We start from the raw sequence: 19,547 nt of genomic DNA, 5'->3' as shown, positions 1-19,547 counted from the left end.
CACCCAGCCAGCCCCCGCCGCCGCCAGGCCGACCGAGGCCGCGACAGGTGCCTGTGTGAAGAACGGGGAAGTGGTCAGGAGTGATCCCGCGATGCTCCCCAACGCGAGCGCATCAGCGCTCCCACCAAGCCGAAAATTTCGTCCCATAAACCCTCGGAAAAAATGCCGCGTCTAACATATCAAGAATGTATATAATTCGGCGTGCGTTAAACTAACGCAAAGTATAGTTGATCAACAGCGTTTCAGAAGAGCTTCTTGGACATGAGACACGTACGTAACGCACTGCTGGGAGTGGCGAGCGTCCTGGTGGCGCTCAGCGCCAGCACGGCAAACGCCCTCGATACCAGAGAAGTCGTGGTCGAAAAGAACGAGGGAATCGTGGTCGTGCCACGACACCTTGGACAGGTGTTGGCTACGCCCAACCGAACGTTTTCGGTGGTTCCCTCGGAGGTTCCCGCGCACTGGACTGTGCATGGCCGATATGAGCGGCTGGGGACGTTTCGCGATTCATCGGCGCACTTGCGCGATCCGAGAAATCTCTTCTACCAAACCACTTACTTCGACTTCAACATGGACCAGCCTATTGGGGCGGATGTCGTAGGAAAGCGGTTGAGCCACCAGATGGGGCCGCTGTCCGACGATGGCATCCATTACGTTGTCGTCGGACATGCTGATGAGGTGGGCACTGCGAGCTACAACATGGCACTTTCGATCCGCCGCGCTAAGGCGGTGGTGGATCTGCTCGTCGCCGAAGGTCATCGCAGAGAACTTTTTCAGGTGATAGGTCGCGGAAAGTCCGATCCCATTAGCTTTCGCGACCAACACTTGAATCGACGTGTTGAAGTGATCGTACGGGGAAGTGAGCAAGCCCAGAAGGCATTCAAGGATATGCGGAACAAGGTCGGCGGCTTGACGTGCCGAGGATGTCTTGAGCCGAACGCACAAAAGCCTACCGCTGCTGCCCCGAACAACGCAGCGCTCGGAAGTCCTGTGCGCGATGGCGAGAATCGCCAGCCCATGACGCCCACATCGACGCCCAACGTGGCCGCTGAACGGGATTCGTCCGCGACCGTTAAGGCACTGGAAAAGATGAGGGTTGACGGGGGGCAGATCGCTGCCGGTGCGCCTGCCGATAAGGGCTTTCGTGCCGACCAGAATCCACCGGGCGCTCAAACCCCCTCGACGGCGGACGCGTTCGCTCAAATCTTGAACCCCGCACCGATCCCGATCCCGGCTACTACCCCCATCGGAGCGCAGTGATGCGTGAAGTCGAAATCCCAGCATACGTGAACAACCAGCCGTCGTTTTTCATGTGGGAGCTGGACGAGTTCATTCTGATGATCGGCCTGATCCTCGTGGGGTACATCATGCGCGGTCTGTGGTTGCCGGGGTTCATCGCTCTGGGCCTTTGGTCGGCATCCAAGCTTAAGAAGTGGAAGCGCCGTGAGCTGGATGGAGTCATTCCACATGTCCTCTACATGAAGGGATTCACATCACTTAACAAGATCTACAAGAACGCCTATCACGGCAGTCTGTGGATCTAAAGGCAGCAATTTCTAATGAAACTATTAACCTTCGTGCGTTCATGGCGAGACCTCGTAGCGAAGTCTGCCGTTCTGGTGTTCTCCAACGCAGTTCTTGCAGTCGCGGTCATTGTGCTGGCCGTCATCGCGCTGAACAAAAAGCCTGTAATAACGATGACGCCGCCCAATTTGACAGCAGAAGCGCAAGTAGGGGCAAAGTCCGCCAATGCCACGTACCTGATGAGTTGGGGCATGTATTTCGCGACGATGACGGGCAACGTGACCCCGAAGAATGTGGTCTTCGTCGCCGATTCAATTGGCGCAATCATGGACCCCGCGATCTATCCGGAAGTTCGTCGACAGCTATTTGCGCTGGCCGCAGACCCCATCTTTAGCGAGCGCGGCGGCAGCGTGACGTTTGAGGTTCAAAACGTGAGCTACGACGCGCCATCGAACAAAGTGTTCGCCGTTGGCGAGCAAGTGTCGAACTCCACCACGGGCAAGCAAAAGCGATCGCGCTACGTGTACGAACTTGTTATTGAAGTTCGAAACTACCAACCCGTCATTACCTCTGTGGACCACTATCAGGGCGCTGCTCGGACAGCGAAGTGGATGCGTGAGGAAGAGCGCAGGAAGCGCCGTCATGCCAAAGGACAGGAAGCAGACGAGCTTCAGGCATCGCCTTGGATCGACGAGGCTTCGCGCTATGACGCGCCAACGAGTGCGGTCCGTGACAACCGTTTTGAGTCAGCAGTTGAAGGGGAACAAAATTGATTAAAGCAGCCGCTTCCACCGTGATGGCTATCGCGCTCTTCGCGGCGCAGCCTCATGTTTTTGCGTCCGAAGCAGTGCCACAGGGGCCTGACGCCTCAGCATCGGCTGCGCGGGTGAAGAGCCAGAGCAGCTTGCAACCTCGCTCCATAGGCGCGAAGTCTGGTGGGGCTAGCGCAGCGCACGCAGAATTGCCGCTGCCCGGGTTAGGGGTGCTTCCAGGCGCGACCCAGCCGGAATTCGAAAATAACGTGATTCGTGTCACGCCAAGTCGAACCGAAGTCGTCAATGTCTCCGCCACGTTGATGAACAGAATCGCCACTCCTTTCGCCGCCCCGAAGGCGATCATGCTGGACGGCGCGGGCACCGTGACGGCGCAGGGCCAATCTCTTTTCGTCGCACTGAACGGTAGCCCGGATCCGGTGTCGTTCTACGTTACTGGTTCCGATCCGAATGACCCCACGTATTCGCTCACGCTGGTGCCGCAGTCGATGCCGCAGCAAACCATCGTTCTGCAAATGGACGGCGCAGCGATGAGTGGTGGGGTCGGCGCATCGGTCGGCAGAGACGACAATCCCAACTCCCCGATTTACACCGAAAAGATCATCAGCATTTTGCGCAGCGTGGCACTGGGGAAGACGCCTGAAGGCTTCGTCGAAGGTCGTCTTCCGTCTGCGGTTGGCAACTTCGGGACTTTCACCGCAATTCCTTTGTCGCGGGTGTCCAGTTCCACTTATGACGTGTATCGATACAGACTCGTCACTGAGAGTGAAACAACCATCGAACTCAATGAGGCGGCATTCGCCTCGCAGGGCGTTCGAGCGGTCGCTTTCTTTCCGTCTGCATTGATTGCCAGAAACGTACCCACGGAGGTTTACGTGGTCGCCGATAAGCAAGCAACTCGTATCGGGGGTCGGTAATGTCGGAAGGTAAGCAGAGCCTCAAAGATAGGTTCATGGAGCTAAAGCCGGCAGTGCGCATGGCGCTCATCGTCGGTGCTGTATTCCTTATCATCATTCTCGTGCTGCTCTTTAAGCCTGCCTCCAAGAATTACAAGGCGCAGAAGCAGGACATTAATGCGCCTGTCACGAAGGCCGAAATGCTGCTGCCGCAGCCGAAGGATCGCACCCCGGAGCAAGTCGCGGGTGAAGTTTCGGCGCTTCGCAACTCAGTACTGGACATCAGGAAGGACATTGCAAAAGGGAAGGACGAGCAGCGCGCTCTGCTCGCTCGGTTGGACGAAGCTTTAAAAGAGATCAAGACGAACGGATCGGGTGGGCGCGTCAATCAAGAATTGATTGAGCAAATCCAGATCCTCAAGAAGCGGATTGACGATGTGGAGTCCGCGAAGGAACTCACCGGAACCAGCACTAGCAATCCGCTGAGCGAACCTGAGCCGAATCTTCCCCTTCCACATGCACCTTCCGGGGCTAAAGACAATACGCCGAAGATCGTCGTGGTTGGCGGCGGACAGACGCAGAAATCGAAGGGTGATCCCAAGGGGCGCGAAGCCGCGCCGTATGTCCCCGCAAACTCAATGTTTGAGGGTCAATTGCTCGTCGGGATGGATGCTCCTACGGATCAGTCTGCCAAGCAAAACCCCGTGCCTGCTCTCATCCGCGTCAAGGGCGAGGCCATCCTGCCCAATTTGTTCAACGTCCCCAACGTTCAGGAATGCTTCGTATCGGTTGCCGGATGGGGAGACATGTCGGACGAACGCGCCAAGATGCGCACGGAAATGCTTTCGTGCGTGGTGGCTAGCAAGGAGCGGGGCGTTCCGCCGAAGGTCATCGAAGCAAAGATCGACGGATACGTCGTCGGCGAAGACGGCAGAGTGGGGATGCGTGGGCGGCTGGTTTCCAAGCAAGGGCAGCTCATCGCGAAAACTCTTTTTGCAGGGGTGATGTCGGGTCTTGGCGACGCGATGAAACCGCAGCAAATCAAGGGACTGGACATCAATCCAGGGTCCACCGTCGAAACACAGCGCTATGACGCATCAACCATTGGCGAATCCGCCTTGGCTCGGGGTATCTCCGACACGGCAAAGAGCGTGAGCGAGTACTACTTGAAGCTCGCAGATCAAATGATGCCCATCGTTGAGATCGATGCGGGTCGCAAACTGACGGTTGTCCTTCTGAAGGGAGTGGAACTCAAATGAAAAAACTGGCAGCACTTTTCACAATGGCGCTGTCGCTGTCGGGCTGCGCATCGATGCTTGACCCTAATGGGGCTTCTAGCACCTTCTCATGTAGCGATCCGAACGACCCTTCGAGCGCCGTCGATGGCGCTACGTGCAAGACGCCCATTGCGATATACAAATCCACGCATGGGCCTGCTCCGATCAAGGCGAGCGATCTACCCATCGGCGTGACATTGGCGGACTACGACGCGGAGCAGGGCGCAAAGCGCCCGGTCAACGCCCAGCATCAGAAGGCGTTGACTGATGCCGTGTTCGAGGGGCAGAGCTATCAGCTTCCCGGCCAGCTTGAGCCTCAAGACCAAGCGAAGTTTGCTCGTCCTGTTCGCGTCCCTGCAATGGTCATGCGTATTTGGCTTGCCTCGTGGATCGACGCAAACGACGACCTGCATTTTCCCTCGCATATTTTCACGGAAGTGCAAGCACGCCGCTGGGCATTCGGCACTAATGAGTCCATGAACGCTGGAATCTTGGTTCCGACCAAGCAGCTTGAGGCGGTCCCTCAGAAAGCCGTCAAGCCGAACGACCGCCAACCGCAGCGGGAGGTGGGCCAACTGAAGCCATATGAACCCATTGGTACAGGGAGCCAAATGCCGATACTGCCTTGAGCATAAAAACATATTACCAACGCAACGACCATCGCTTTAGTTTTCTTACTGTCTTTGTTTTTTTCTTGGAGCATTTGAAATGACCGCAATTTCCCAGTCCCTCTCGAAGAACCCGCTGAACAGCGATACCGCAAAATCCCAGCTCATGTGGTTGCTTGTCGCCATTGCGGCGTTTTTCCTCTTCGCTGCCATGTCGCACGCGGCTGGCACGGGCGGCGGGACTTCGATGGACGAACTCAATACGTGGCTGGAGGGCGAACTCGGTGGCTCCGTTGGAACCACGGTAGGTTTGGTCGCCTTCCTTTCCGGCCTCATCGGCGCAGTAGCGACTCGCGCCTTCATGCCCTTGATCTGGGGCCTTGGCATCGGTGTCACCCTCGGCATCTTCTTGGATGTGGTCGTGTCGGCGAATGGTGTCGGCATGCCTGTGATCATGTCGGTGGCAGCAGGCGTGACCGGTTAAGTCGCTTCCTACACCCTCTGGAGCTTGGGGGGCCGGGATTCGATCCCGGCCTTTCTCTGTTGGCTAGCATGCAGTTGAGGCTTTAATCATGTTCTTCCGCAATAAGAATTCGTACCCGCACCGCAACATCAACGTGAAGGCCTTCGAGGATACAAAAACCGGGACATGGCTTTACTTCAACAACGGCGATAGCGGGGAATCCCATATGGGCGCTATTGGCGTGATGCAGCCAATCTCAGGGATCGACGAAGCATTGATGGAGAAGATCAAGACGGCATTGAGCGTCGATTTTCCGGCTGGTACTGTCGTGCAGATCACGCAATTCTCAAACGTCGATACCGAAAATACCATCGCCGAGTATCAGCGTGGGAAGCTGGGTCACGGGAAAATATACGAAGAGCTTGCAAGCGCCCACGCTGATTACTTTCGCACAGGAAAGAATGTTCCCCTCGTCCGTTCAACTCAAAATCTGCTAAACAAACGCCGGGTTTTCTTCGGTATCAAGGTTCCTGTGCGAAGCTTCCGACTTCGCGAGTCGGAAAAGCAGGAGCTGATGGAGTTGATCGATCACACGTTCGACGCGCTTGCGGCTGCTCAACTGTACTTTCGTCGGCTTAACGAGGAAGAGTATCGGCAATATGTGCGAAGCGTATATAACCCCTTCGAGTCAGAATTTGACTCGGTGGATGCTCATAGCGACACGGTTCCGCTAAACGAGCAGATTCTTCCTATCACGTCTAGCGTGCGGTTTGGCAGTCCACGAATGGATACGATCTCGTTTAACGACGACTCACATTTCGCTCGCGTGCTCAGCGTGGACAAGTACCCGAAGCTCGCCAGCCCCTTCATCATGAACGACATGGTGGGTCATCCTCGCGGGATGATTGGACAAATAAACGGTCCGTTCTATGTCGCGTTGACGCTGATTTACAAGGATCAACAAAAGGCAAAGCAACATATTGCTGTTCGAAAGCAACAGATCGATTCGCAATACTCGCCAAGTATCGTCAAATTTATGCCGACGATCTACGACCAGAAAGAGGGTGTCGATATTCTTTCCGATGAAATCAATCGGAATGGTGGCGTGGCGGTTGACGTGAATTTGTCAATCGTAGTGTATGGCCGCACGAAGCGGGAGCTTGATCGAATCGCCACGGGACTGACCACCTACTACCCAACGCTCGGAGGATTCGGCCGAAAATTTCGTATTCAACCGGATAAGCGAATTTTGCAGCCGGTTTTCGAACAGGCTCTCCCTTTGAATGGATCCGAGCAGGGATACCAGGGCCTGTACCGAATGCACGCGATGGGTGTAAAGCATGCAGTGTGCTTCATGCCGTTGTATGGCGACTATAAATTTGCGCCTAGTCCGTACGGGACGCTTGTGCTCACACGGCGCGGAGAGCCTGCAATTATCGATTTCTTTCAGTCAAACACTAACTACAACGGGATTGTGTTTGCTGAACCCGGGGCAGGAAAGTCAGTGACTGTGCAGATCTTGGCGTTGGATCAGTTGGCCAGCGGAGCCAGGGTTTGGGTGGTAGACGACGGAAAGTCACTGGAGAAGACGGCGAAGGTCACTGGTGCGCAATACATCACTTTTCGTCCGGATAGCCCTATCTGCCTGAATCCGTTCAGCTCAATTGGTGAGGGCGAGCTGAAAGAGGAAATGAATCTTCTGAAGACATTGTTCGCGAAGATGGCCGCGCCCAATGACAGCCTCTCCGACAAGGAGCTTCCAGTACTGGAAATTGCGATCCAGCAAACGTTCGAAACGATGGGGAATAGCGCCACCGTGGCGGATGTTCGCGATTTCCTCGTACAACAGGATGACCAACTCGCGCAGGATTTAGGACGGCAGCTCTATCCTTTCGCCAGCGGGCAGTTTTCTCAGTGGTTCAACGGCGAAGCGAACATCAACTTTCACGCGGACTTCATTGTGATGGAAATGGGAGAGCTAAAAACTCTGCCGCACCTGAAAGATGTGATCGCGCTTCTCTTGTTCGCCAACATCAACCGAGGCATGAAAGCGCTCAACGACGGTCGGCGCAAGGTGCTAATCATCGAAGAGGCTAAGCAATGGCTGCATGACCCAATCATGTCCAAAGGGATCGAAGAAGTCTACGCCCGCGCCCGCAAAGATCACGGTTCAGCCATTTGCGTAACGCAATCGGTCATGGATATTGCGGAATCACCCAGCGGGTCAAGTATTTTGGCGAACACGGCCTGGAAATTGATCCTTAAACAAAACACCGAGTCAATTCAGAAGGCGATTGACGCTAAGGTGCTTGGCCTGAATGATTATGCGGCGCGTGAACTGATGAGCGTTCATACGCATCCGGGGCATTACGCTGAATTCATGTTTATCCAGGACAAGACTTATGGCGTGTACCGGCTCGTGCTGTCGGAGTTTTTCAACGTGATGGTTAGTACGAAGGGAGACGAACGGACTGAGGTTTCGCGCTTGATGGAGAACGGAATGGAGGCAGTTGACGCGATCAAGCATTTTATTCGGAGCCGTGCCGCACGAGGGGCCGGGTTCGAAGCGGTCGATCATACGCAGGATGAAGAAGACCACGCTGAGGCACTGGCATAAAGGGATCATATGTCTGAGAACCAAAGTAATAACACCGCGTCGCTTACTGCCGCGCAGAAGGGCGACGTGCATCAGCGTCGTAGCGTTACCAACTCGCTGCTCATGCTAACTGTGATTTTCTCAGTAATGGTAAATGGCTGGTTCGCTTGGGATCGTCATGACCAAGCTGAAGCGTTGCCTCCGGTGCTCGTGATCGATCCGTATGCGCTTCAGCATGCGAAGAAGGAGGCTTTGCTGGCAAGTGGTATTTCTGAATTCGAAAGCATTGTGGCTGAAACCGAGCAATTCGCCATCACGCTTAACTCGGTATTGAATGACTACAGGGAGGCGGGCTACGTCGTCGTGAACCGTAATGCGGTTATCGCATCGCCGGAGCGCCTTGATATCACTGAGACTGTCGCGCAACGACTTAACCTAAGTCTCGTTTCTCGATGATTGCTAGAACTTCGCCAATTGCGGCCTCGCAACAGTGAGGCGGCGATCAAAGCGGTGGGAATGGACTCGGGTGAGCAGAATGGCCGCTGTGTCAAAGAATGAAGAGGCCATCGTGCCTGAGGCAAACGAGGGGAGGCTGCGCACATTTTTTGCGCGTCGCTGGGTGTTTCCCTGTGTCATTCTGATGATTCTTCTGACTATAGGTGTGCCAAGAACGGTTGCTCCCGTTCTGCGGGAGCGCTTCCAGCTCGGGCTTGACTTGCAGGACTACAAATGCCTGCCGTATACCCTTTACCTATTCTCCCCTGGAAGGGTTGGTTCACCGGCAACCGGGATACCCAACATAGAACTTGAACGCGGTCAGCTCGTTGCATTCACAGCCCATGACAACATCATGCAGAGGCGCGAACTCGATGGCAAAAGAATTGTGAAGGTAGTCGCGGCCCTACCTGGCGACAAGGTTGACGTGTCAGAGGATCAGGTTTTCATCAACGGTGCGAAATGGGGCGACCTCACGCTTATGGGCACGCTTCAGAAGCCTAAGGGTTCTCTCGATAGGAGCGCCATCGTGCCGGACGGCAAAGTGCTTCTGTTGGGCACTACAGAGTACTCCTACGACGGAAGGTACTACGGGTTCATTGACCAGCGCGAAATCAATGCGCGAGTGACAGCCATTTTTTGAAGTAAACTCAAGCATTAAAATAACGCATAGCCGATGATGAAACGTTTTGTTGTGGTTGCGGCGTTCGCGGCGCTGACATGTCATGGGGTCGTACTCTCGCAACAGACCGAGCGAGGGGCCACGCCGACCGGTCGGGCGGCTGACAGCGAAAGTACATCGGCCCGCCTGAGCGATCCGCTCGGCAAGGGGTACTTTACAGAGAAGGAACAAGGCTGGTTCTGGTACAAGGATCCGCCCGCAGTGGTCCCGGAAGAACTCGCGTCCGATGAAGCTGCTGAGAACAAGGATGAAAAGTCGGAGGCCAAGGGATCCAAAGATCAAAAGCCCGAAAAGCTAGAGGCATTCTCAGTAGCATGGCTGCGTAAGAACATGCCAATTCTGCTGGATCGCGCCATCGACAATCCGACAGAAGACAATGTGTCGGCGTATTTGTACGCCCAACGCGTCGCCCTCGACAAAGCGCAGAACTACGCGGAGAAGACGAAGCATGTCGTCGCGAATGATCCGTTCCTTGATGAAAACAATAGGGTGCCCCTGTCCACCTTCGCAAAAAAAGATTTTCTTCAACGCGCAAAGGATGGCGAAGCAAACGCGTTGGATTACTTGAGCACGCGAGCGGGCATATGGATGTTCTTCGATTCGACATGCGATTTTTGCCACATCCAGTCAAGAATTATCCAGTCGGTGGCGAAGCGGCATAACTTCAATACCCGCTTTATATCGATGAACGGTAAAGGGCTGCCGAACGTGGCAGAGCATTACAACAACAATGGAAAGGCTCAGGAGCTTGGGATCAAGATGACTCCCACGACCGTGCTTGTGGTTCCGCCCGCGACATACTTGATCGTTTCGCAAGGGCTGATGGCGGAAGACCAGTTAACGGAACGCCTTTTGGTCGCAGCAGACTCAAACAACATCTTTCCCGATGAATACAAGCAGCAAATTAATGTTTATAAGAAAGGCGTTCTTACCACCGAACAGCTCAGCGAAGGGGCAAGCGAAGATCCGGCAGTTTGGGTCAAGCGTCTGAAAGAGAAGATTGGCGGCAAGAATTTCGAATTGGATCAATAAAATATGATGAACATTTCGCTACTCTGCGCACGGCTTAAACTGACCGTGGCGTCTTTCGCATTGATGGTCTTCTGCGCGCTGCTTTTCTCAAACTCCGCACACGCGAAGCTGAGCGACGAGCTTGAGGGGATGTTCGCAAACGTTACCAGTGCGGGTAACTTTCAAACGACGCTTCGCAGCGGTTGGGCTGGCGGCGGTATCGGCATTCGGGGGCCGATCAAGAATATCAACATCATCGCGTTCGATCCGCCACGCTTGTCTGCGGGCTGCGGCGGCATCGACTTTTTTGGTGGCTCCTTCAGCTTCATCAACAGTGAACAACTAATCGCACTGTTTCGTAGCATCGCAATGAATGCAGTCGGTGTCGCGTTCAAAGCCGCCATTGATGCTATCAACCCGGCCTTGGGCGCGATCATGCAGGACTTTCAAGCCATAGTTCAGGCGATGAACATTGGGAATGCGAATACATGCGCCATCGCGAGCAGCATCGTCAACAGCGCGGCCAGCTACATGGGGATCGAATCCACGACAAAATCAGCCGTTGTGGGCGAGAAGACTGCTTTGGGTCGATTTGCCGACACGTTAGCTTCCTACACTGACGGGTGGTTCACCGACTCACAAAAATCGACGAAAGAAGCTGCGGCAGATCAAAAATTCGCAGAAGTCGGAAATTGGACTTGGAAAGCGCTGGGGCGGTCCCATGTCGCGGACACGCTGCCCGATCCCATAACCGGCGAGAACAACGCGAAAGCCAACAAAGAGTTTGTTATGTCAGTAATCGGCACACGAATCGTTGGAACGCAGCCGAATACCAGTAGTTCAACCAGTGATGGCCGGAGTGCGACGTTAGCGGACAGCAACCATCCCCCGACTATCGTGCTATCGATTCTGAAGAAGGGGCCTCAAAAAGACAGCAGCCAAGTAATTGAAAAAATGCGCTGCGAGGAAGTCACGGGCGGGGTTTCAACCGTTCCGGACGGCGCATGCGACAAGATCAGCTACGTCACCGTGGGAAGTGATTTCAAGGGAATCTATGGCTACGTGAGCAAGATGTTCTTTGGCCATGACAAGGGCATGGCGCAAGCTCCCGAAGCGAATTCGATCATTTCGAAGCTTTTCTATTGCAGCGATAGCACCACCGCAGCTTGCTCCCTGACCGCCGAACAGAAGAACTTTATGGCGTCGGTGCGCGGCCCTGCCGTCACCCTGCTGTTGAAAACTTTGCATGACTCGAACCTTGCGGCGAAGGTCGCTGACGACCTAATTCCGATTATCTCGAACGACTATTACATGATGTATTTGGACACGTTCGAGCGGGCGGCGCGGACCGCATATTCCGGTGGCGGGCAACAGCCGGTCCCCGTGTTCGTTCAGGATGTGGTGAAACAGCTTCACGAAATGAAACAGGACGCCTTGAAAGAGGCAGAAAACCATATCCCGAAGTACAACCAGTTGGCCGAGTATGTCGAGCGTGCTTTGAAGACTTACGAAAAGCCGCGCCCGATTGCACGTCAGAATTAATAGGTTGCGACGATGCCGAACTTTACGATCTATGTGACGGGCGGGGGTGATTACTTCTACACCACCCTAAACGGCGTAGCTATGATTTTTAATGATGGCGACTTAGTTCGGTCCGTCATCTTTATGGGATCGATGTTTGCGCTACTCACGGGTGCGTGGTATTACATCCAAAAGAACGTTGGCTCAGGACTGATGAAATCGCATACGTGGCTTGAGCACGCGATTGTGATGGTTATCCTGTCCTTTCTGGCATTCGTGCCGACGAGGGTCACGGTGCAGGACATTTACGGTCAGCAGAATGTCACGCCGATTGACAACGTTCCGTTGATTTTTGCTCTGCCTGCCTCGATTTTCTCCGGGGTGAACCACGACATTTTTCGTGCTATTGACACGGCGTATCAAAGCACGACCGGTTCTACGATGGCAGTGAGCGAAAACGGTTTCGTAACGCCTTTGAAGCTCATGCTTTCGATGCGCGGTGGGTTGCAACAGGTTGCTCCCGAGGCCTATCAATCGTGGTTTAACTACATCGGTAGCTGCCTGTACAACACTGCATCCACCACTGGCGGCATGTCTCAGTCCGCCGATGTCGCCACTTTCCTGACACAGAACGGAAAGGATGGGGGCTTCGTAAAAGTCTTCTTACGACAGTCCGGCTCAGGAATCGCTGCTGTACAAGATGGCGTGGTTGTTACTTGTGCCGAGGCTAAGACGCTGCTTGACCTTCGAATGGACGCGCTGTTTGCGAGTGGTACTGGCGCAAATCCCTCGTCGGACGTGGATCGCCTCATTAACCAAAACATGGGCGAAGCAAATCGGAACTCCGTTAACGGGCGTTGGTCGTGGTCTGACGCGATGACGGCTGCGAATGGGTTCCAGCTTGAGGTCGGCGCTTCAGCTCAAAGCGCGCAGCAGTACATGAAGAACTCCCTAATGCGCAGCGTTGTTGTTGACGCGTTCGGTTGTGCAGCCAATTACTTGAGCGCGGCGGACCAGATGCTCTGCACTCAATCGATGCACGATTCGATGGAACAGTACAAGGTCGATGCCGCAGGTCGCGGATCATGGTTCTCCAACATGATGCTTCCGGCGATGACGATTCTGCAATTGCTGTTTTTCGCATTCAGTGTCGTCGCGTTCTTGTACGGCATTATTCGCGGTGCTGGAGCGGTAAGCTTCATCGGGAAATACTTCTTGTTTGGGGCCTGGGTGTTCTCTTGGCTGCCATTCGTAGCGATCATCAACGCGTTCATCAATTGGATGGTCGTAGACAAGATGAGGATGAGCAGCCTTCAGGCGTTGACCATCGAGAACTACGATTCCTATTTTTCAGGACTCCAGAGTAGCTTGGCTCTGGCCAGCGATTTGCTGGCGGCCACCCCCCTTATAACGCTTGGCTTCATGACCGGAAGTATGTTTGCTCTTTCGAGCTTTGCACAGCGGTTGTCGAACAACGACTACATGAAAGAGCAAAATGTGGCTCCGAATACCGTGGATGTTGCACCGGTTATGAAGCATGACTCGGAGTTCCAGAGCAATACCCAGACCGGGCAACGTACCGCTGCAACGACCTACGAACAAGTTAGCGTTGGCGATGCTCTGGGGTCGGCAGTTGAGAGCAGGCGCGCCGAAGCTGCTGCCAGCCAGCTTCAGACCGCTGATCAGTTTTCGCAAATGGTTAAAGCTCAAGATGCTAAAAGCGGTTCGACACGTATTACCAACTCGGATGGCACGACTTCCACTGTAACGGTGGGTGACATGTTCCAGGCGGGTCTTACCAAAATGCGTTCATATGCTCAGGGTAGCCAGATGAGCGAGCGCGATTCGGGTGAGGCGGAAGCAAGGGCGAAAACGGCTTTCGAACTGCTCGGGAATGGAGTGTCGTTCTCCGCCGCATGGAAGAAAGCTGTTGACGGGGCGGAAAACAAGGCTGTTCAGGATGCCTTGTCGAACGTACTCTCCGGTATGAGTTCCTACGCAGAAAACACAGGACGGCAAGTGGCCAGCGGGATTACGCATGACAGTTCGATGACGAACACGGAAGCTCGTGAAGTGGCGTCCGGCTTTTCTGAAACGGCTTCGCGCTCCGAGTCACTTACGCGTTCCTACTCCGAGCTTTCAACCCGTGCGAATATGGTTGATAGCAAGCAGACGGCTGATGTGTCCGTTTTGGGCAGCAAACTTGAACGTGACCGAGAGCTTGGCACGTCAGGGAAGGGAATCGACAGGAAGATTAACGAAGCCTATAACGAGCTGAAGGAGCGGTGGGGGGCAGCCGCCGTAGAAGGAAACACCCGTATGAAGCTGGATGATTGGCGTAGCAACGGCGGAAACTTCAACTCGATGACTGAAATGGCGCAGCTTCAGACGATTCGCGCCATGGGTGATGGGGTGGCGTATTCGAACATCGTAGCTGATCTTTTCAGCACTGGGCCAATGAATATCAGCGACGCCAACGCTCTGAAAGGGGTGTCTGGTAACGCTGAAGCCGCACAACCCAACATGGATCCGAACCATCACCGCGCGAAGGTGGAAGACACGATGCCCGGCGCGGGAAATGGACACGCCACTTTGAAATCGACAGAGCAAGTCCAGGATCAGATGGCACGCGGTAACGATCTTGATCAAGGTATCAAGCGTCGCGTGGATCTCGGCATTGATCAATCGATGAAGGCGACCGCTGACGGGGTTCTGAACCACAATCGGATGACACCTCGTGAAGCCGTCGCGGCACAAACCGAATTCCAGAAAGCGGGAGAGAATATTTATCAACCGCCAAAGGATAAGGAAGAGTATTATGCGCGGCTTGCGCAGGCATATCGGGATGCCGAACTGAGCAAAGGCGAAGTTATTCAACCTATCCCACCGGCGTCTGTGCAACAAGAGTGGTTGGAGCGCGATCTCGCTGAAGTGAGAAGTCCGGAGAACGTGCGCGGGAACACTCCACAGGAGCGCGAGGCGAACTTGGCTCAAGCTGAAGCCGACGTTTACGCCAAGCACAATGCGAAGATCGATGACATAACCCGCAAGAGCAATGAAGCAGCCGCGAATTCTGCGTTCAATGCTCGATCAGCGGCAGCAGCTTCGCAGGGTGTTGTGCCGAACTCCCAGTCCGCGCAGCGAACTGGGTCTGACGCTTATGCTAACCGGGCTTCGGCCACTGCCGGTTCACAGTTGCCATTGGTCAACCATGATGTATCCGCGCCAGTGTCTCACAGCGCCGGGGCTTCTGCCGTTAACTCGGGTGCGCCGCTTTCGCCGCCAGTGCCTGCGCGCGGTTCTGGGCAAGGCGGCGCAGAGCTACCGCCGCCCGGTGAGGCTCCCGTGTCCCGCAGCGCCGATGCTTCCTCCGTTAACGCAAGTGTTCCGCTCCCGCCGCCAGTAGTGCCTTTCGGTTCCGGCGCGGGAAGCCCTTCTAACGAGCCAAACAGTTCGACGCCGCCGCGCAGGTCGTCTTTTGCAGACGCGCCGCTTCCGGTCGCGACGCTCCCAAGCCGAAGCGATGAAGCGTCGGGGTCGGCTTCGGTCCCACCCGCCCCGGCCGGTTTTGGAGGCAGCAGGAGTGATGAGCATTCCAATGATCCGAACCCATCAGACGTGAATAAAGCTGTGGGGGCTGGTGAACTCGATCATCGCTCAACGTCGGGCGACCCCGCCTCGCATGAAGAGCATAGCGGACCGCGAAACGAGAACTTGCGCAAGTAGGTCAACCCATCGTAGGCAAAAAAAAACCCCCCAAAGAAAAAATCTTTGGGGGGTTTTGGCTTTCAGAAGATGTACTTGCCGAAGCCGAGTACTCTGATAAAGAAGTATCCAATACCGCAGACGATGGCAAGCTGCAATAGCACCGAGAACATCGATGCGTAGTTTTTGACCGCGATGGACTTCGATGCTCGCCCATCTTGGCGTTCACGATAGGAGCGAGGCCCCTTGGTGAACTCAGCGTTGGCTTCGCGCTCATGGCGCTCTGCTTCGATCCTGGCGATGTCTCTTTCGAGTCGCTTGATCTCTACCATCGCTTCCAAACGCCGTACCTCGGTGAGAGCCGCCTCAGCCTTCGTTTTGTCCGTCTGTGCGCCGGATACGAAGTTGGCATCAGCTTTGAGCTTGTCCGCGCTTGCATCGACTTCGCCCATACGACGCTCCGCAAGATGAGCTTCAGCCGTAGCTTTGCTCGTCTGTGCGCCCGATACGAAGTTGGCATCAGCTTTGAGCTTCGCCGCGCTCGCATCGACTTCGCCCATACGACGTTCTGCAAGATGCGCTTCAGCCGTAGCTTTGCTCGTCTGTGCCCCCGACACGAAGTTGGCATCAGCTTTGAGCTTTGCCGCGCTCGCATCGACTTCACCAATACGACGTTCCGATACCGCAGCGTCCAACAGCAACTTCTCAGTGCCAGCGTCCGCTTCAACAGCACGGCGGTCTGCCAAATGAGCCTCGGCTTTCGCCTTATCCGTTTGCGGCCCGCCAATGAAGCCAGTCTCCGCCACGAACTTGCCCGTCAAGGCCACTTGAAGTTCAGAGGGTGCCTTGGCATCCGCCAGACTCTGGTTTTCAGCCTTCCTCTTTTCGGTCATGTCTTGGACATTTCCTTGTTGATGATTCGTCAGAATCCCTTCTTCAGTCATCTTATTCGTCATGATTCTCTATCCCAGTGCGTGCGATTGGCGAGTCCCTGCGGGGACTCTTTGTAGACCAAGTACCTTGATAGTCATGATCAAATAGGGATACTCGTGCCAGCCACAATTTCGTACCATCTTGCCCGTTGTTGTGGTATATTTTTTGGGACGCAGATTAGTACCGTGACACCAATAATAATAAAGGACTTCCATGACCACTCACGTCACTTCGTTCTTCGCAACCCCTCCGGACGCTTCGATCACGCAAGTTGCCGAAAAGCTCAATCAACACGTCGGCGAGTTGCTGAACAAGGGGTATGTGCTGCACTCGGTCGTTGCTCATCAGGGCATCGTCGCGAAAGAGGGGCACGAGAATGCCGTCCCTTGCACCATCGGCTACATGATCATCGCAATGCCACCCAATACCGATCCGCAACTCATGATTGGTGTTTCGTGAGTGGTGTTTAGATAAAAAAAGCCCGCGAATCTGCGGGCTTTTTTTCTGCGCTGCGAGGTGTCGTTCTCCGGGCCTAATCGTCGAACATGTCGAAAAGTGCGTCCGCCGCCGTCCCGCTCGATGGTGCAAGGTCGGGCTGCCCGAACGCTTGCGGAACGGCAGCAGGCGAAATGTCGGGTGGTGGAGGTACGGCGGCTGGGGACGCCGCCTGCACTGGAGGCAACTCGGGACGGTACGCATCTGTCGCGGCTGCCGGTAGCGGCGCTTGTTCAACCTTTTCAAGATGCGGAGTTGCATGCGGCATGGTGTGGGCGGGTGACGCCGGAATCGACGCCTTCTTGGCACCGCTTCGTCGTAAGCCGCGCTTCCCTTTGACGCCCGGTCCGTTCAGCACAGCCAAGGTCGCCGGGATCAGCGTTCCCGCCTCCTGGTGTTCCAAGCACCATTGATAAACAATCCCTCTGACCAGCGCGCTTTGCTGGCCAGGGATCGAGGCGAGGATGTCGTTCATACCCGGGCATTGACGCTCGGTGTACCGCAGATTCAGCCAATGGACCTCGCCTGATTCCGATTTTTTCATGCTCATTTTTCCCTGTGAAGCTCCAGCGCGTCGAACCCCACGACAGCGCATGGGGTTCATTATGTGCGAGCTTCTGAACCAAGGGCATTCGACTCAGCGCTGGAGGCCGAGCCAGAAGAATGCTCCTTCCTTTTGCCGAGGTTAGGCTGCGCGCAGCTTTTTCGCTTCGCGGTTCTTGACCCGGGCCTTTGCAAACGCAAGGAACCCGTAGGCAACCGCCATGCGCGGGTTCTCCAGCATATGCGCGTGGGGGTAAAGACGTTGAAGGTCTGGAGTGACGAGAGGCGCGCCGCCGCCGCCGATGAGGATCCCGGAGAGGGATTGCTCGTAATCCGAATACAGGCTTTGGGTTTTGTTCCGCACCTTGTCAACGAATGGCAGCAGCGCCATCTTCACCTTGTCCTTCACGTCCATCGGTTTTCCGTAGTAGCTGATGCTGCCCTTGATGAATGCATCATTGAGAACCGAGGCGTTGGTCTTGATTCTGGCTTCCTTGAGAAGCTTGTCCAGCTCGCCGTAGGCTTCGAAAACCCCGCTGGTCGATTGGAACGTGCTTTCATTGACGTTCGAGTTCAGGAACAAGATATAGTCGGTCGAGAAGTGGCCGACCTCGACCACAGCGTAGTTGCGCAGGGCAGAGGTGGGGCCGTTCTCGAACATCTGGTCGATCCGGATGTTCCCTTCTTGATCGAAGACGTACGAGTAGTACGCTCCGCCCGCCTGAGGAAGTACCATCACCTCGAACTTACCAACAGCTTGCTGGGTGCGCTCAGCGATGGCCTTGCGCTGAGCGGTAAACACGTTGGAGGGCGCTCCAACCACGATGAGGGGTTCAGCCGTGAACTTGACGCCACGCTGTTCGACGCGCCGCATCGCTGAGGCGACCAGGGCTTTGTATTCGGTCTGGTTGGTCCAGTCGTCATTCAGGCCGACGAACGAGGCTCCAGCAGTCTGCTCGATGGCGGTCTGGCCCACGAAGTACTCTTCACCATCGACCTTCACCGTATCCTTTTCGGCGTTGAGCGCAGTTTGCTCATTGCTCAAATGTCGGGCCTTGGTGACAACGGACGGGAAGATGAAATCCCCGGATTCGGTGCCGCAGGTATAGGCCACTTTGGTCGCGCTGCGGCCAGCGTCGATAGCGATGATAGGAGGGAAGGAAGACTTCATCGGATACCTCTGTATGTGTGTCAAAGGCGGCTAAGCCCTGAAATAATGCATTGTTAGTTGAGCAACTAAATTATATCGAACGCGTTCCGGATTTGGGCTGCGCATTCACTTCGCGGGCGAAAAAAAACCCGGCTCTCAAAGAGAGGCCGGGTTTCGTACTTGTGGATGGATCATCCTAAGGTCAAGGATCTGAGCCTTTCAGCGGTGAGCTGGAGGGCGACCTTGTATTCATGGGCAATGAATTCGTCTTGCGTGAACTTGCACTCAATGACTTCTCTTCTATAGCTGTCCCTTGCGTCTTCGAGACGCGCGATGTCGGACCAAGCGCCCGCGTCCATCAGCTCTTGGATCAAGACGTTATCGGATTGCTCTGGCAGGAGAAAGTCATGTGCCGTATTGCGAGGTGCATGATGTTGGACTGCTTCGGTCCCATCACTGAACAGGATGAGTTGAACTGGTTGCATGGCGTCCTCTCAATGTTGACTGGTTGAGTTCATGCGCGTCGCCAACGCCCGTGCGTGGGCTTCGCCATAGCGCGTTGCGAAGTACCACACATGCGTCTTCGAGCAGCAGACGCCCCAGCGGGTGCGACCGGTTTCGGGATCGTTGTAAAGCCCAGCTTGATAGTTGATGCACATAGCCCGTTTCCTTCATACGTATGCCTGGCGAGTGGCAGAGATTCCACTCTTTGGTAGACCAAGTGCCTTGATAGTCATGATCAAAACTGGCTAGTCGGACGCCGTGTCATCCGGCCGATCCGGCGAGCTTCATCGGTTGGCTTTTTCTCTAATGCGCAGCGCGAGCGCGGCGTTATCTCTGTTGAAGCGCCGGGGGGGTAGAGACAGAAATGGAGG

General features: G+C 55.1%; 18 protein-coding genes. 14 read left to right on the top strand and 4 right to left on the bottom strand.

The genetic code is table 11. From position 1 onward, the window contains the following. Nucleotides 1-261: 261 nt before the first annotated feature. The 13 genes from AC6LJW_RS27605 to AC6LJW_RS27545 all read left to right on the top strand — a co-directional run bounded on the left by AC6LJW_RS27605 (nt 262) and on the right by AC6LJW_RS27545 (nt 15,572). Complete coding sequence (locus tag AC6LJW_RS27605) at nt 262-1,260, top strand: OmpA family protein (protein ID WP_498088806.1); 999 nt, start codon at nt 262-264, stop codon at nt 1,258-1,260. After that, nucleotides 1,260-1,544, top strand: a complete 285-nt coding sequence (traL, locus tag AC6LJW_RS27600) for a type IV conjugative transfer system protein TraL (RefSeq protein ID WP_498088805.1) — start codon at nt 1,260-1,262, stop codon at nt 1,542-1,544. Before AC6LJW_RS27605 ends, traL begins: the two co-directional genes overlap by 1 nt. A 15-nt stretch (nt 1,545-1,559) precedes the next feature. Then, nucleotides 1,560-2,297 carry a TraE/TraK family type IV conjugative transfer system protein gene (locus tag AC6LJW_RS27595; protein ID WP_498088804.1) on the top strand — a complete coding sequence of 246 codons (738 nt, stop codon included), beginning with the start codon at nt 1,560-1,562 and terminating at the stop codon, nt 2,295-2,297. Next, complete coding sequence (locus tag AC6LJW_RS27590) at nt 2,294-3,214, top strand: conjugal transfer protein TraK (protein ID WP_498088803.1); 921 nt, start codon at nt 2,294-2,296, stop codon at nt 3,212-3,214. Before AC6LJW_RS27595 ends, AC6LJW_RS27590 begins: the two co-directional genes overlap by 4 nt. Nucleotides 3,215-3,273: 59 nt before the next feature. Continuing rightward, the gene (locus tag AC6LJW_RS27585) at nt 3,274-4,452 is read left to right on the top strand and encodes a TraB/VirB10 family protein (protein WP_498088802.1); all 1,179 of its coding nucleotides are present in this window, start codon (nt 3,274-3,276) and stop codon (nt 4,450-4,452) included. Continuing rightward, entirely contained in the window at nt 4,449-5,099 is a 651-nt protein-coding gene (locus AC6LJW_RS27580; RefSeq protein ID WP_498088801.1) for a TraV family lipoprotein, read from the top strand. The genes AC6LJW_RS27585 and AC6LJW_RS27580 overlap by 4 nt, the downstream gene beginning before the upstream one ends. 79 nt (nt 5,100-5,178) lie before the next feature. Beyond that, nucleotides 5,179-5,562 carry a hypothetical protein gene (locus AC6LJW_RS27575; RefSeq protein WP_498088800.1) on the top strand — a complete coding sequence of 128 codons (384 nt, stop codon included), beginning with the start codon at nt 5,179-5,181 and terminating at the stop codon, nt 5,560-5,562. Between the two features lie 88 nt (nt 5,563-5,650). Beyond that, nucleotides 5,651-8,158, top strand: a complete 2,508-nt coding sequence (locus tag AC6LJW_RS27570) for a TraC family protein (protein WP_498088799.1) — start codon at nt 5,651-5,653, stop codon at nt 8,156-8,158. Nucleotides 8,159-8,167: 9 nt separating this feature from the next. Beyond that, entirely contained in the window at nt 8,168-8,593 is a 426-nt protein-coding gene (locus tag AC6LJW_RS27565; RefSeq protein WP_498088798.1) for a hypothetical protein, read from the top strand. A gap of 79 nt (nt 8,594-8,672) precedes the next feature. Continuing rightward, the gene (gene lepB / locus AC6LJW_RS27560; RefSeq protein ID WP_498088797.1) at nt 8,673-9,275 is read left to right on the top strand and encodes a signal peptidase I; all 603 of its coding nucleotides are present in this window, start codon (nt 8,673-8,675) and stop codon (nt 9,273-9,275) included. A 33-nt stretch (nt 9,276-9,308) separates the two neighbouring features. Then, nucleotides 9,309-10,346, top strand: coding sequence for a conjugal transfer protein TraF (gene traF, locus AC6LJW_RS27555; protein WP_498088796.1), 1,038 nt, complete (start codon nt 9,309-9,311; stop codon nt 10,344-10,346). 3 nt (nt 10,347-10,349) lie between these two features. Then, complete coding sequence (locus AC6LJW_RS27550) at nt 10,350-11,867, top strand: conjugal transfer protein TraH (protein WP_498088795.1); 1,518 nt, start codon at nt 10,350-10,352, stop codon at nt 11,865-11,867. A 12-nt stretch (nt 11,868-11,879) separates the two neighbouring features. Beyond that, entirely contained in the window at nt 11,880-15,572 is a 3,693-nt protein-coding gene (locus tag AC6LJW_RS27545; protein WP_498088794.1) for a conjugal transfer protein TraG N-terminal domain-containing protein, read from the top strand. A 62-nt stretch (nt 15,573-15,634) separates the two neighbouring features. Here AC6LJW_RS27545 and AC6LJW_RS27540 read toward each other — a convergent pair whose 3' ends face one another. Beyond that, entirely contained in the window at nt 15,635-16,507 is an 873-nt protein-coding gene (locus AC6LJW_RS27540; RefSeq protein WP_498088793.1) for a hypothetical protein, read from the bottom strand. A gap of 190 nt (nt 16,508-16,697) precedes the next feature. On the opposite strand from AC6LJW_RS27540, the gene AC6LJW_RS27535 reads away from it, so the two are divergent. Beyond that, the gene (locus AC6LJW_RS27535) at nt 16,698-16,943 is read left to right on the top strand and encodes a hypothetical protein (protein ID WP_498088792.1); all 246 of its coding nucleotides are present in this window, start codon (nt 16,698-16,700) and stop codon (nt 16,941-16,943) included. 73 nt (nt 16,944-17,016) lie between these two features. Here the strand turns inward: AC6LJW_RS27535 and AC6LJW_RS27530 are convergent, their stop codons facing one another. The 3 genes from AC6LJW_RS27530 to AC6LJW_RS27520 form a co-directional block, all read right to left on the bottom strand. After that, nucleotides 17,017-17,523: a hypothetical protein gene (locus tag AC6LJW_RS27530; protein WP_498088791.1), complete on the bottom strand. Its 507-nt coding sequence runs from the start codon at nt 17,521-17,523 to the stop codon at nt 17,017-17,019. Between the two features lie 141 nt (nt 17,524-17,664). After that, a complete protein-coding gene (locus AC6LJW_RS27525) occupies nt 17,665-18,693 on the bottom strand; it encodes a ParM/StbA family protein (protein WP_498088790.1) in 1,029 nt (342 codons plus the stop codon). Between the two features lie 170 nt (nt 18,694-18,863). Further along, entirely contained in the window at nt 18,864-19,157 is a 294-nt protein-coding gene (locus tag AC6LJW_RS27520) for a hypothetical protein (RefSeq protein ID WP_498088789.1), read from the bottom strand. Nucleotides 19,158-19,547 lie beyond the last annotated feature (390 nt).

Source organism: Achromobacter sp. 1012554356 (genome assembly GCF_059760815.1).
This window is presented reverse-complemented; position numbering and strand designations above follow the sequence as displayed.

Coding starts and splice junctions, on each gene's coding strand:
- AC6LJW_RS27540 (WP_498088793.1), bottom strand. CDS start 16,507: ATGACGAATAAGATGACTGAAGAAGGGATTCTGACGAATCATCAACAA.
- traL (WP_498088805.1), top strand. CDS start 1,260: ATGCGTGAAGTCGAAATCCCAGCATACGTGAACAACCAGCCGTCGTTT.
- AC6LJW_RS27550 (WP_498088795.1), top strand. CDS start 10,350: ATGATGAACATTTCGCTACTCTGCGCACGGCTTAAACTGACCGTGGCG.
- AC6LJW_RS27575 (WP_498088800.1), top strand. CDS start 5,179: ATGACCGCAATTTCCCAGTCCCTCTCGAAGAACCCGCTGAACAGCGAT.
- AC6LJW_RS27570 (WP_498088799.1), top strand. CDS start 5,651: ATGTTCTTCCGCAATAAGAATTCGTACCCGCACCGCAACATCAACGTG.
- AC6LJW_RS27520 (WP_498088789.1), bottom strand. CDS start 19,157: ATGCAACCAGTTCAACTCATCCTGTTCAGTGATGGGACCGAAGCAGTC.
- AC6LJW_RS27605 (WP_498088806.1), top strand. CDS start 262: ATGAGACACGTACGTAACGCACTGCTGGGAGTGGCGAGCGTCCTGGTG.
- AC6LJW_RS27535 (WP_498088792.1), top strand. CDS start 16,698: ATGACCACTCACGTCACTTCGTTCTTCGCAACCCCTCCGGACGCTTCG.
- traF (WP_498088796.1), top strand. CDS start 9,309: ATGATGAAACGTTTTGTTGTGGTTGCGGCGTTCGCGGCGCTGACATGT.
- AC6LJW_RS27595 (WP_498088804.1), top strand. CDS start 1,560: ATGAAACTATTAACCTTCGTGCGTTCATGGCGAGACCTCGTAGCGAAG.
- lepB (WP_498088797.1), top strand. CDS start 8,673: ATGGCCGCTGTGTCAAAGAATGAAGAGGCCATCGTGCCTGAGGCAAAC.
- AC6LJW_RS27530 (WP_498088791.1), bottom strand. CDS start 17,523: ATGAAAAAATCGGAATCAGGCGAGGTCCATTGGCTGAATCTGCGGTAC.
- AC6LJW_RS27585 (WP_498088802.1), top strand. CDS start 3,274: ATGGCGCTCATCGTCGGTGCTGTATTCCTTATCATCATTCTCGTGCTG.
- AC6LJW_RS27565 (WP_498088798.1), top strand. CDS start 8,168: ATGTCTGAGAACCAAAGTAATAACACCGCGTCGCTTACTGCCGCGCAG.
- AC6LJW_RS27525 (WP_498088790.1), bottom strand. CDS start 18,693: ATGAAGTCTTCCTTCCCTCCTATCATCGCTATCGACGCTGGCCGCAGC.
- AC6LJW_RS27545 (WP_498088794.1), top strand. CDS start 11,880: ATGCCGAACTTTACGATCTATGTGACGGGCGGGGGTGATTACTTCTAC.
- AC6LJW_RS27580 (WP_498088801.1), top strand. CDS start 4,449: ATGAAAAAACTGGCAGCACTTTTCACAATGGCGCTGTCGCTGTCGGGC.